Origin of the sequence: Lysobacter helvus (genome assembly GCF_018406645.1) — a bacterium.
Lineage (GTDB): Bacteria > Pseudomonadota > Gammaproteobacteria > Xanthomonadales > Xanthomonadaceae > Noviluteimonas > Noviluteimonas caseinilytica.
The window spans coordinates 1877854-1890527 of sequence record NZ_AP024546.1 but is presented as its reverse complement, the minus strand read 5'-3'; the positions used below and the strand labels follow the sequence as shown (position 1 = coordinate 1890527).

Here is a 12674-nt window from a genome sequence, read left to right as displayed (position 1 = left end):
CGCCAGCATAGCCGAGCGCAGCGGGTTCCAAGCGCGCAAAAAAAGACGGCCGCCCCGAGGGGCGGCCGTCGATCTGTCACGCGACTTCGGTGTTGCTTAGAAGTCGTACTGGACCATGAAGCGCAGCGAACGCGGCGCCTGGAACGAAGCCGGCAACAGGTAGTTGTCGGCCGGCAGGCCCGTGGTCGGGTCTTCCGCGGTCTCGATGACCGAGGTGACCTTCTGCGAGTTCATCACGTTGAACACGTCGACCTTGAACTGCAGGCCTTCGGCGAACGCCGGACGCCATGCAACGTTGAGGTCGAGGTTGGTGGTCCACGGCAGGCGACCAGCCGTACCACGCGGGCGACGGACGACGGTGTTGTCGACCGTGCCACCGCGGAACGTCGTGCCGCAACGCATGAACGACGAGCCGTACGGGTGCGGCGTGAAGTTCGGCGTCTGCACGTTCTGGCCGTCGGCCGACGGGGTCGCCGGCGTGGCCGGAACGAGGACCGGCGGCAGCGGGTTCAGGTCGAGCGTACCGAAGCAGTTGAGCGGACGGCCCGACTGCACCAGCAGGTTCGCGCCCACGGACCACTGGTCGGTGATCTCGTAGTTGCCGAACAGCTTCAAGGTGTGGCGGCGATCGTTCGGCAGGTAGCCGTACGTGTCGACCGTCAGTTCCTTGTAGTCGAAGTCCTGCGTGGTGTTGGTGTTCTGCTGGCCGATGTCGGACTTCACGCCGCCTTCGGTGTTGCCCTTCGACTTGGCGTAGGTGTACGAACCCTGGAGGAAGAACTTGTCCCAGTTGCCGTCGAAGAAGAACTCCATCGCCGAGTACGTACGCTTGGCCTTCGGCGACAGCTGGTCGCCGGGGATCGTGAACGAACGCAGGATGCCGTCGCCTTCAACGTCGGTGATGTAAACCGCGTCGGAGCCCGGGTTGAAGATGCGGCAGTACGGGAAGCCCGGGTTCGGGATGACCGGGGACAGGCCCTGCGCCACGGCCGCGTTGTAGATCGGCGAGTAGTCGCAGTTGTCGTCGATGGCCGCCTTCAGGTCACGGAAGATGCCGCGAACGCCGAGCGAGAAGTGCTCGTTGAGCGCCATCTGCATGCCCAGGATGTACTCGTCCTGGTACATCGGGTCGAGGTTCTGCGACGCGATCGTCTGCGCCGTCTTCGCCGAGCCGAACTCGCCGTTGATGAACGTCAGCGGGCCGCGCGCCGTCAGGCCCTGCGGGGCGCCCGTGACCGGATCGATGCTCGTGAAGTTGAAGTTCTGGCGGGTGAAGACCGAAGCCGAGGCGCCGCGGGTGGCGACGTCGGAGGTCAGCGGCAGCGCGTAGCGACCGGCGTTACCGAACACCTTGAACGTCGAGTCGCCGTTGACGTCCCACGAGAAGCCCAGGCGCGGACCGAACTGGTTGTCGATCTTGACGTAGGTCTCGCCGAAGCCGTTCTTGTTCTCGAACGTATCCCAGCGGGCGCCGAGGTAGGCGATGAAGTTGTCGGTGACGTTCCAGGAGTCCTGGATGTAGAACGCGGTCTGGTCGACGGCGTTGGTCGAGCCCTGGTTGACGATCTGCTCACGGACGATGTCCTGGCCCGAAGCGAGCGTCGAGTAGCGCCACGTACGACCACCTTCGGTCGACGTACCGGCCACGGACTCGAAGTTGTCCACGTCGTAACCGAAGCGGAGCAGGTGGTCGCCCAGCTGCCATTCGGCGTCGATGCGGTACTGGTCGCGGGTGTCTTCGGAGTCCGAACGCGAGATCGCGGCGCCGGTGATGTTGCACGAGCTGGTGATCGTGCCGGTCTGCGACTGGCGCAGGGCCGGACGCGCGTCGACGATGACCGGGCAGCCCGAGGCCGGAACGGCGAGGTTGCCGCCGTAGGACACTTCCTGGCCGGCCGCCGTACGCAGGTGCTGCGCGCGCGAGAACACACCGTGGCCGGCGAGGGCCGACAGGGTGAAGTTGTCGGTCAGGTAGCCGGTGTACTTCAGGACGTAGTTGTCGCCGCCCTGCTCGGTGAAGTTCGTGCCGATCAGGTTCAGGCGATCGAGGTTGCCGATGCGCTGGTCGGCCACGTTCGTGTACACCGTGTTGCGGTACACGTCGGTGTCGGTTTCCTGCTTGTCGGAGAACGCGGTGAACTCAAGGATGTGCGCATCCGTGATGTTCCAGTCCATCTTCAACAACCAGGCCGGGGTGTCCGTCGTGGCGCTGGTGTTGGTGTTGGCGACCACGCTGCCCCAGGTGTCGGCTTCCTGGCGGCGGAAGGACACGAGGCCGTAGGCGAACAGCTTGTCCTTGATCAGCGCACCGCTGGCCCACACGGAGGCGACGGCGTTCCACGCCGAGTCACGCGTGTTGTCCTGGCGCAGGCGACCGATCGAGCAGCCAAGGCCGTTGGAACCGCACGCGAGCGGGTTGGAGTAATAGGTGTTCTTGACGTCTTCGGTCAGCGATTCGGGCGTGTAGAAGATGCTGCCGCCGGCGTGGAAGTCGTTCGTACCGCGCTTGGTGATCTGGTTGACCACGCCACCGAGCGAACGGCCGAATTCGGCGCCGTAACCACCGGTCTTGATCTGCTGTTCCTGGATCGCTTCGAACGGAACGTTCGAGAAGTTCAGGCTGCGGAACGAGTTGGTGATGTTGAAGCCGTTGACGTAGTACTGGTTTTCGGCGACGGACGAACCGCCGAACGAAGCCAGGTTGCCGAACGCCGCGTCGCCGCGGACGGTACCCGGGGCCAGCAGCGCGACGCTGGTGGTGTCGCGGGCGACCGGGATCTTCGCGATCTGCTCGGAGGTCAGGATGGTGGTGGACTCGACCGACGAGACGTCGATCGGGTTGACCGCGCCGGAGCCGATGACTTCGACGGTGCCGAGGTCCTGCGTGCCGGTGGCAGCGGACGAGACGAAGTCGACGTTCGCGGACGTGCCGACGCTGACGTTGGCGGTGCGCGGGCTGCCGCCGTTACGGGTCACGGTGTACTGACCGATCGGCAGCGAGGAGAAGCGGTACTGGCCGTCGGCGCCGACCGTGATCGTGCGCGAGAAGCCGGTGGACGGATTGGTGACGGTGATGGTGTCGCCCGCAGCCGCCGAACCGGACACCGAACCCGCGGTGTTGGTCTGGGCCGAGACGCCGCCAACGAAGCACAGACCGAGGGCAACGGTCAGCGCGCTTCGCTTCAAGCCATTGGACATGGAAGCCATTGAGTAGAACCCCCCATAGGGAATTTTGTGGATCGAATGAGTACGCGTACGTCACAGCCAGAAGGCTCGACTGGCCGACTATAGAGATAGAACAAATCCTTAACAAGTACCTGATCCGCGTTTAATGCAGAGAAATCCGTGCTGCATTGCGGAATTGCTAACTTGTTGATCCCCAAGGGAACGCAACCGCATCCGGGGGAATTTTTCATCGGAAGGAAGCGTTAATTGGCCGTGATGGCCGCATTAAAGAAGATGGCCGCCTCGCGGCGGCCATCTTTTCCCAACTCCGTTCGTCGGATCGCTCAGAAGTCGTACTGCACCATGAAGCGCACCGTCCGCGGTGCCTGGAAGCTGGCGGGCAGCAGGTAGAGCTCCGAGGGCAGGCCCGACTCGGGCACTTCGGCCTGTTCGATCACCGACGTCACCTTCTGCGAGTTCATGACGTTGAAGACGTCCATCTTGAGCTGCAGGCCAGGCGCCCAGCCCGGCTTGTAGGCCAGGTTGAGGTCGATGTTCGTCGTCCAGGGCAGGCGGCCGCGCGTACCGCGTGGCACCGGCAGGTTGTTGCAGCGCATGAACGCCGCGTCGTACGGATGCGGATCGTACGTATCGACGTTCGGCGGTGCGCCCGGCGCGCGCGTGGGATCGCGATCGAGCACGCCGATGCAGTTGAGCGGACGGCCCGACTGCACGAGCAGGTTCGCACCCACCGACCACTCGTCCGTGAACTGGTAGTTGCCGAACAGCTTCAGCGTGTGGCGACGATCGTTCGGCAGGTAGCCGTACGTATCGGTCGTCAGTTCGAGGTAGTCGAAGTCCTGCGTCACGCTGGTGTCGTTCTGCCCGATGTCGGACTTCACGCCGCCTTCGGTGTTGCCCTTGCTCTTGGCGTAGGTGTACGACCCCTGCAGGAAGAACTTGTCCCAGTTGCCGTCGGCGAAGAACTCGATCGCCGAATACGTGCGCTTGGCCTGCGGCGACAACCGCGCGCCCGGCACGTTGTACGTGCGCAGCACGCCGTCGCCTTCCACGTCGGTGACGAACACCGCGTCCTTGCCCGGGTTGAACATGCGGCAATACGGGAAGCCGGGGTTCGGCAGCAGCGGCGTGAGTCCCTGCGCCACCGCCTGCTCGTAGATCGCGGTGTAGTCGCAGTTGTCGTCGATCGCCTGCTTCAGGTCGCGGAAGATGCCGCGCACGCCGAGCGAGAAGTGCTCGTTGATGGCTTTCTGGAAGCCCAGGATGTACTCGTCCTGGTACATCGGATCGAGGTTCTGCGAGGCGATCGTCAGCGGGTTCTTGCCGCGGCCGTCTTCGCTGTTGAGGTAGCGGAACGTACCAGGCTGCGCCACCGGGTTGATCGGTGCGCCGGTGACCGGATCCACCGTCTGGTCGAAGTCGAACAGCTCGCGGCTGAAGAGCGATGCGCTCGCGCCGCGCACGGCGACGCTGGGCGTGAGCGGCAACGCGTAGCGGCCGGCGTTGCCGAACACCTTGAACGTCGAGTCGCCGAACACATCCCACGAGAAGCCCAGGCGCGGGCCGAACTGGTTGTTGATCTTGACGTAGCTTTCGCCGGCGCCGTTGAGGTTCTCGAACGTGTCCCAACGTCCGCCGAGGTAGGCGATGAAGTTGTCCGTGACGTTCCAGCTGTCCTGGATGTAGTACGCGTGCTGCTTCACCTCGACCGTCGCGCCCTGCTGGAAGAACTGTTGGCGCACGATGTCGAACTCGTCGCCCGTGTTCTCGATGCCGTCCGGATCGGTCGTCGTGTAGCGCCACTGGAAGCCGCCTTCGAACGCCACGCCCGCCTTCGAGGTGAAGTCGTCGCGGTCGTAGCCGAAGCGCAGCAGGTGGTCGCCCAGTTGCCATTCGGCGTCGAGGCGGAACTGCTTGCGCGTATCGCCCGAGTCGGTGCGCTCGATCGTGCCGCCGGTGGCGGAACTGCCCGTGATGTTGCAGGTGCTCGAATACACGCCGGTGATGTTGCGGCGGTATTCGGGGCGCGCGTCGGTGATCAGCGGGCAACCGGTGGCGATGCTGTTGATGTCGCCGGTGTACTCCACCGGCAGCCCGGCCGCCGTGCGCAGGTGCTGGCTGCGCGCGAACTTGCCGTAGCCGGCCAGCGCCGACAGCGTGAAGCTGTCGGTGAGGTAGCCGGTGTACTTGAGGATGTAGTTGTCGCCACCCTGCTCGCGGAAGTCGGTGCCGATCAGGTTGAGGCGCTCGACCACGCCGGGACGGTTGGCGTAGACGTCGCTGTCGGTCTTGATCTTGTCCGAGAACGCGGTGAACTCGAGGATGTGGCTGTCGGTGATGTTCCAGTCCAGCTTCAGCAGCCAGGTCGGGATCTTGATGCTGTCGCTGCTGTTCTGCGTCGACGTCACGTTGCCCCAGGTGTCCGCGTCCTGGTGGCCGTACGACAGCAGGCCGTACGCGAACAGGCGATCCTTGATCAGCGCGCCGCTGGCCCAGACGTTCGCGCGCCACTCTTCGAACGAATCCTCGTGGTTGTCCGAACGCAACGAACCGAACGCGCCCGGCGTGAGCGGGTTGGCGAGGTAGGCGCTCTTGACCTCCGAGCGCAGGCTGTCGGGCGCCCAGAACACGTTGCCGCCCGCGTGGAAATCGTTCGTGCCGCGCTTGGTGATCTGGTTGACCACGCCGCCGAGCGAACGGCCGAACTCGGCGCCGTAGCCGCCGGTCTTGATCTGCTGTTCGGCGATGGCCTCGAACGGCACCTGCGCGAAGTTGAGGTTGCGGAACGAGTTGGTGATGTTGAAGCCGTTGATGAAGTACGCGTTCTCAGCGACCGACGCGCCGCCGAACGACGCGAGGTTGCCGAAGGCCGCGTCGCCGCGCACCGTGCCGGGCGCGAGCAGCGCGACGCTGGTGGTGTCGCGCGGGACCGGGATCTTCGCGATCTGTTCCGCAGTGAGGATGGTGGTCGATTCCACCGAGGCCACGTCGATGGGATTCACCGCGTTGCCGACGACGGTGACGGTGCCCAGGTCCTGCGCGCCGGTGGCGGCGCTGGAGACGAAGTCGACGTTCGCCGAGGTACCGACGTTGACGGTGACGTTGCGCGGCGTGCCGCCGTTGCGCGTGACGGTGTACTGGCCGATGGGCAACTGCGCGAAACGGTAGGTGCCGTCGGAGCCGACGGTGATGGTGCGCGAGAACCCCGTCGCGGGGTTGGCGATGGTGATGCTGTCGCCGGCCGTGGCCTGGCCACCCACGGCGCCGGCCGTGTTGGTCTGTGCCTGCACTCCGCCGATGAAGCACAGGCCGAGTGCGGCCGCGAGCGTGCTGCGCTTGAAGCGCCTTGCGATTGCTTGGTTCGCCATGGCAATTCCCTCCTGCAGTTGGACCCAGAGAAGAAAGTGCGAGGGCCGGTGGGGGGCCCGATGGCGCGGAACTTAGAGGGCCAACGATTCCTTAACCAGTCCCGCACGAACTAGTCACGAAGGGTCCAACCGGGGGATCGCGGGTTCCGTGTCGGCAAGTGTCGGAATTTGCTGGAAATTCCGGAACGACTGTCACATTTCGACGCCCCCGGCGCGCCGACGAACGGTCGTGTGCCGGGGCCGCATGCCCGGCCCGAAGCTCATCCGTGCGCACAAAAAAAGCCGCCGGCTTGCGCCGGCGGCTCGTGTCACGCGACTGCAGGGCTATCAGAACTCGTAACGGGCGGTGAAACGCACGTAACGCGGTGCCTGGTAGTTGAAGTCGTTGAGGTAGTCCGGATCGGTGACCAGGTTGGTCCGCTGGGACTGCGACGACTCGTTGTACTCGGTCACCGTCTGCGAGTTGAGCACGTTGAAGACCTTCATCTGCAACGTCAGGCCTTCCAGCCACTGCGGCTGGTAGGTCAGGCCCACGTCGAACGTGTGGGTCCACGGCGTGCGGCCTTCATCGCCACGGTTGTGCAGCCTGTAGCGCGCCGACGTCGTGTCGTCCGCCGTGCCCGAGATGCCATCCGGGCCGGGAAGCGGCCGCCCGCCGATCGACCCGTTCGGATCGAGGCAGTAGAAGCTCGAACCGCTGTAGTTGCCGAGGCTGCCGCCGTCCGGCGAAGACGGGTCGATGCCCACGTCCACGAGCGGGATGAAGCCGTTGCAGTTCACCGGGCGACCCGACTGCACGAGCATGTTGGCCGAGACCGACCATTCGTCCGTGATGTCGTAGGCGCCGAACAGCTTCAGCGTGTGGCGACGATCGTTCGGCAGGTAGCCGTACGAACCATCTTCGAACGCGGCGAAGTCGAAGTCCTGCGTGGCGCCCGCGTCGTCCTGTTCCAGCGTGGAGTTCACGTAGCCCTCGACGTTGCCCTTGCTCTTGGCGAACGTGTACGAACCCTGCAGGTACCAGTTGTCGGACTTCGCGCGTTCCCAGAAGAACTCGACCGCGTTGTACGTGCGCTGGTATTCCGGCAGGCCCAGGTAGCGGGCAGGCACGGTGTACTCGGCCAGCGTATTGGTGTTGGTCGGATCCAGCGCGATCGTGACGTCCTTGCCGGGGTTGACCGTGTAGCAGGTCGGCATGTCGATGCCGACGCCGTCCTGCGAGAAGCCGTCCACGAAGCCGTTGTCGGCCGCCCACTGGTCGAACCCGTTGTGCGTGCAGGTGTCGTCCATGCCCGCCTTGACGTCGCGGTGGATGGCGCGCATGCCCAACTGCCAGTTGGTGTTGAGCTGCATCTGCATGCCCAGGATGTATTCGTCCTGGTACATCGGGTCGAGGTTGGTCGCCGCCAGCGTGCGCGGATCCGGCGCGACGAACGAACCGTTCACCGCGGTCGGGATGAGGACGTCGCCGATGATCGGGGTGCCGTCCGGGTTCACGCCGTCGAGGAAGAACCACGTTTCATCGCTGTACTCGAAGCCCGAGCCACGGATGCTCGTGTTCGACGACACCGGGATGTAGTAGCGACCCGCGTTGCCGAACACCTTGAACGTGGAGTCGCCGTTGACGTCCCACGAGAAACCGACGCGGGGGGCGAACAGCGTGTCGGACTTGATGAACGTGGCGCCGTCGGCGTTCTTGTTCTCGAAGGTTTCCGCGCGCAGGCCGCCGTACAGCAGCAGGTTGTCGGTCGCCTGCCAGCTGTCCTCGATGTAGGCCGCCTGGTTGGTGACTTCGTACGCGCCGCTCTGCGTGAAGTTCGTGCGGCGACGCACGATGTCGCCGAGGAACGCGTAGTCCGGGCCGAACACGTCGCCGGCGCGGAAGTAGCGGAAGTACTGGCCGCCCGAATACTGCAGGCCGGCATGGGTCGACTCGAACGCCTCGTGGTCGACACCGAAGCGCAGCTTGTGCGACGCCAGCTGCCATTCGGCATCGAGGCGCCATGCGCGGCGGAAGTCTTCGTCCGGGCCGTCGAACGCGGCGTCGCGGACCTGGAACTGGTCCGGGTTCCAGCAACCGATCGGGCGCAGGGTCAGGTTGGCGTCGCGGCTGTCGTAGATCGCCGGGCAATTGCCGCCGGGCAGTTCTTCCTGGAAGTTGTTGACGTTGCGCAGGTAACCGTACTGCGCCGCGATGGTGAAGTTGTCGGTGAGGTAACCGGTGTACTTGCCGATGTACACCTCGCCGCCGTTCTCCAGCGTGGACACGCTGCTCGCGCCGAGGTGTTGCGTGGCATAGGGCACGCCGACCGGGCGATACGTCGTCGTCTCGGCGACATCCTTGTTCCAGATGCCGGTGACTTCGATGATGTGGTCGTCGGTGATGTTCCAGTCCAGCTTGATCAGGCCGCTCGGATCGTTGTGGTTGACGTTGGTGCTGTCCACCGCGTTGTAGCGATCGACGTTGTTGTCCTGGCCCTGCACGAGGCCGAAGAAGAACAGCTTGTCCTTGATGAGCGGACCGCCGCCGTAGATGTTGTAGAGCAGCTCGTCGCTCGTGTTGGAGGAGCGATACACGAAGCGGTCATCCACCGTGCCAATCAGGTCGGGGTCGCGCGAGTACACGTCCTTGCCGCTTTCCTGGCCCCATTCCGGCGCCCAGTACACGCTCGCGCCCGCCTTCCACTCGTTGGTGCCGCGCTTGGTCACGATGCTGATCACGCCACCCAGCGAACGGCCGTACTCGGCGCCGTAGCCGCCGGTCTTGACCTGCTGCTCGGCGATGGCATCGAACGGCATGTCGGCGAACGACACGAAGTTGCGGATGTTGGTAACGTCGAAGCCGTTGATGTAGTAGCCGTTCTCGGCCACCGACGCGCCGCCGAACGAGGCGAGGTTGCCGAAGCCGGTGTCGCCGCGGACGGTGCCCGGGGCGAGCAGCGCCACGTTGGTGACGTCGCGCGAAACGGGGAGTTCGTCGATCTGCTCGGCGGTGAACACCGAGGTCGACTCGACCGACGAGACGTCGATCGGGTTGAACGCGCCACCGCTGCCCACGACGGTGACGGCGCCGAATTCGGTCCCGTTGGCGGGGGCGGAGAAGCTCACCGTGCTACCCGTGCCGACCTTGACCTGCACATCCTTGGTCACACCGTTCGAAGTGACCTTGTAGCGGCCCGGCGACAGCTGCGGAAACGTGAAGCGGCCCGACGAATCCGACGTGATCTCGCGGGAAACGCCCGTATCGATGTTTTCGATGCGGACCGTGGATCCAGCGGTGGCGTCGCCATTGATGGAACCGACGGAGCTCTGCGCCTGGACGCCCGCCGCGAAGCAGAGACCGAGTGCAACGGTCAGTGCGCTTCGCTTCAGGCCCTTGGAAAGGTGCTTGGAAGCCATGTGATACCCCCCACGGGTAAGTGAGAAAAATCGAAATGTCACAGCCGACAATTCGGTCGGACCACCCGAATATAGGGGAACTCAGGATTTTTTAACAACCATCACACACAAAGTTATCGGCCCCGTGCTGGGGGGAGCACGGGGCCGAGGTTTGTTTCACTCTGTTTTCAGCCGGGGCCTTCACGCGGCCCTAACGCAAATCAGCCTGCGGAGAGTTCCGCGGCGATCCGGTTGCGCTCCTCGCGCAGCGCGTCCGGCATGCGATCGCCAAACTCATCCAGGAAGCCTTCGAGCGCGGCGAACTCGGCATTCCAGCCGTCGCGATCGAAGCCGAAGAGCACGCTGCGGGCTTCGTCCGTCAGGGCCAGGCCGTCCAGGCGGACGTCCTCGGCGCGCGGCACTGCACCAATCGGGGTGGCTTCGGCATCGGCCTGGCCTTCGACGCGGCCGAGCATCCACTCGAGCACGCGCAGGTTGTCGCCGAAGCCCGGCCACAGGAACTTGCCATCGCTGCCCTTGCGGAACCAGTTGACGTGGAAGACCTTCGGCAACTGCGCGCCGGGCTGGTCGAACGACAACCAGTGCGCGAAGTAGTCGGCGAAGTTGTAGCCGCAGAACGGCTTCATCGCCATCGGGTCGCGGCGCATCACGCCCACCGCGCCGGTGGCGGCCGCGGTGGTCTCCGAGCCCATCGCCGCGCCCACGAGCACGCCGTGCGTCCAGTCGCGCGCTTCGAACACCAGCGGCACCAGCGATGCGCGGCGCCCGCCGAACACGATCGCGGAGATCGGCACGCCCTGCGCATCCTCGGCCTTCGGCGACCAGCTCGGGCACTGGCGCGCGCTCACGGTGAAGCGCGCGTTCGGGTGCGCGGCGGGTTTGCCGGCATTGCAATCGTATGCATCGCCACGCCAATCAAAGGCGGGCACGCGTTTGTCGAGTCCCTCCCACCAGGGCTGGTTGTCCTGGGTCAGGCCGACGTTGGTGAAAATGGTGTCGCGCTGCACGGTGGCGAGTGCATTGGGGTTCGACGCTTCCGACGTGCCCGGCGCGACGCCGAAGAAGCCCGCTTCCGGATTGATCGCATACAGGCGGCCATCGGCGCCCGGGCGCATCCAGCAGATGTCGTCGCCCACGGTCCACACCTTCCAGCCTTCGGTGCGATAGCCCTCCGGCGGAATCAGCATCGCGAGGTTGGTCTTGCCGCACGCCGACGGGAACGCGGCCGCGATGTAATGCGTGCGGCCCTGCGGATTCTCCACGCCGAGGATCAGCATGTGTTCGGCGAGCCAGCCTTCGCTGCGCGCCTGGTGCGAAGCGATGCGCAACGCATGGCACTTCTTGCCGAGCAGCGCGTTGCCGCCGTAGCCGGAGCCGTACGACTGGATCGTCAGTTCTTCCGGGAAATGCATGATGAAACGGCGTTCGGGATCGAGCTCGCCGATGGAATGCAGGCCGCGCACGAACTGCCCTTCGCGCTCGATGCGCGCCAGCGCCGCCGCGCCCATGCGGGTCATGATGCGCATGTTGGCCACGACGTACGGCGAGTCGGTGATTTCCACGCCGCAACGCGACAGCGGCGAATCGATCGGGCCCATGCAGTACGGGATCACGTACATCGTGCGCCCGCGCATGCAGCCGGCGAACAGCGCATCCATCTTCGCGTGCGCTTCGGTGGGCGCCATCCAGTGGTTGTTGGGGCCGGCGTCGTCGCGGTCGGTGGTGCACACAAACGTCAGGTGCTCCACGCGCGCCACGTCGTCGGGGTGCGAACGATGCAGCCAGCTGCGCGGATGCGTTTCCTGGTTGAGCGGCAACAGCGTGCCGTCGCCTTCCATCTGCGCGATCAGTTCGGCGAACTCGCTGTCGCTGCCATCGCACCACTGGATGCGATCGGGTTGCGTGAGCAGTGCCACGTCCATGACCCACTGGTTCAACGCGTCCAACTGGCTGCCCATCGCGGTGGTCTCGACTTCAAGGGGGGAAAATTGCGCGGCCATGGCGGTCCTCTGTCAGGCGTGCGGGAAAGGGGGCGAAAATCGGTCAGGGAGAAGCCTCGGGGATCAGCGTCGACATCATGTGTTCGACATAGGCTTCGAATTCTTCGTGCTGCATGTTCATCTGGTGCAGCTGCAGGTTGAGCTGCAGGAAACCGACGTAGGCCGAATAGAGCAGCCGCGCGCGATGCTGCGCGTCGGTGCGGCTCAGGCCGGCCTGGCGGAAGGACGCGGTGAGGTAGTCCAGGCGGCGCTCGGAGACGCGCACGATCACCGGCTGCACGGCGGGATGGTCCATGACCTTGAGCAGCTCGGAATAGATGATGTGGGACTTGGCCTCGTGCGCCACCAGCTGGAACAGGGCGCGGAGGCGTTCGCGGGGGTCCGGGATGGGTTCGAGCGAACCGAACACCGTTTCCTGTTCCACCTTCTCCCAGCGCTCCAGCGCGGCGACCAGCAAGGCCTCGCGCGACGGGAAATGCCAGTAGAAGCTGCCCTTGGTGACGCCCAGCCTGCGGGCCAGCGGTTCCACCGCCACCGAGGCCACGCCTTGTTCGGCGATCTGGTCCAGCGCGGCCTGCGCCCAATCCTCGGCGCTCAATCGCGCATTGCGTTCCTGGCGGGCGGCGGCTTCGGTCATGGCGGAAGTTTACCGTACGGTTGTTATGGCAAGAGTATGCAGCGCGTGATACGTGGCACGCCTCCGATGCGTTGACAGGCTTCG

5 protein-coding genes are annotated in these 12674 nt (G+C 65.0%); all 5 read right to left on the bottom strand.

What is annotated here, in order from left to right; all coding sequences use genetic code 11:
• Positions 1 to 96 precede the first annotated feature (96 nt).
• The 5 genes from LYSHEL_RS09185 to LYSHEL_RS09165 all read right to left on the bottom strand — a co-directional run bounded on the left by LYSHEL_RS09185 (position 97) and on the right by LYSHEL_RS09165 (position 12590).
• Entirely contained in the window at positions 97 to 3198 is a 3102-nt protein-coding gene (locus LYSHEL_RS09185; RefSeq protein WP_213433702.1) for a TonB-dependent receptor, read from the bottom strand.
• A gap of 311 nt (positions 3199 to 3509) precedes the next feature.
• Positions 3510 to 6554 (bottom strand): TonB-dependent receptor, encoded by a 3045-nt coding sequence (locus LYSHEL_RS09180; RefSeq protein WP_213433700.1) that lies wholly within the window; start codon positions 6552 to 6554, stop codon positions 3510 to 3512.
• 327 nt (positions 6555 to 6881) lie between these two features.
• Positions 6882 to 9953 carry a TonB-dependent receptor gene (locus tag LYSHEL_RS09175; protein ID WP_213433698.1) on the bottom strand — a complete coding sequence of 1024 codons (3072 nt, stop codon included), beginning with the start codon at positions 9951 to 9953 and terminating at the stop codon, positions 6882 to 6884.
• Positions 9954 to 10153: 200 nt separating this feature from the next.
• The gene (locus tag LYSHEL_RS09170; RefSeq protein WP_213437744.1) at positions 10154 to 11911 is read right to left on the bottom strand and encodes a phosphoenolpyruvate carboxykinase (GTP); all 1758 of its coding nucleotides are present in this window, start codon (positions 11909 to 11911) and stop codon (positions 10154 to 10156) included.
• Positions 11912 to 11996: 85 nt separating this feature from the next.
• Entirely contained in the window at positions 11997 to 12590 is a 594-nt protein-coding gene (locus LYSHEL_RS09165; protein WP_213433697.1) for a TetR/AcrR family transcriptional regulator, read from the bottom strand.
• Between the last annotated feature and the right edge of the window lie 84 nt (positions 12591 to 12674).

Coding starts and splice junctions, on each gene's coding strand:
- LYSHEL_RS09180 (WP_213433700.1), bottom strand. CDS start 6,554: ATGGCGAACCAAGCAATCGCAAGGCGCTTCAAGCGCAGCACGCTCGCG.
- LYSHEL_RS09170 (WP_213437744.1), bottom strand. CDS start 11,911: ATGGGCAGCCAGTTGGACGCGTTGAACCAGTGGGTCATGGACGTGGCA.
- LYSHEL_RS09175 (WP_213433698.1), bottom strand. CDS start 9,953: ATGGCTTCCAAGCACCTTTCCAAGGGCCTGAAGCGAAGCGCACTGACC.
- LYSHEL_RS09165 (WP_213433697.1), bottom strand. CDS start 12,590: ATGACCGAAGCCGCCGCCCGCCAGGAACGCAATGCGCGATTGAGCGCC.
- LYSHEL_RS09185 (WP_213433702.1), bottom strand. CDS start 3,198: ATGTCCAATGGCTTGAAGCGAAGCGCGCTGACCGTTGCCCTCGGTCTG.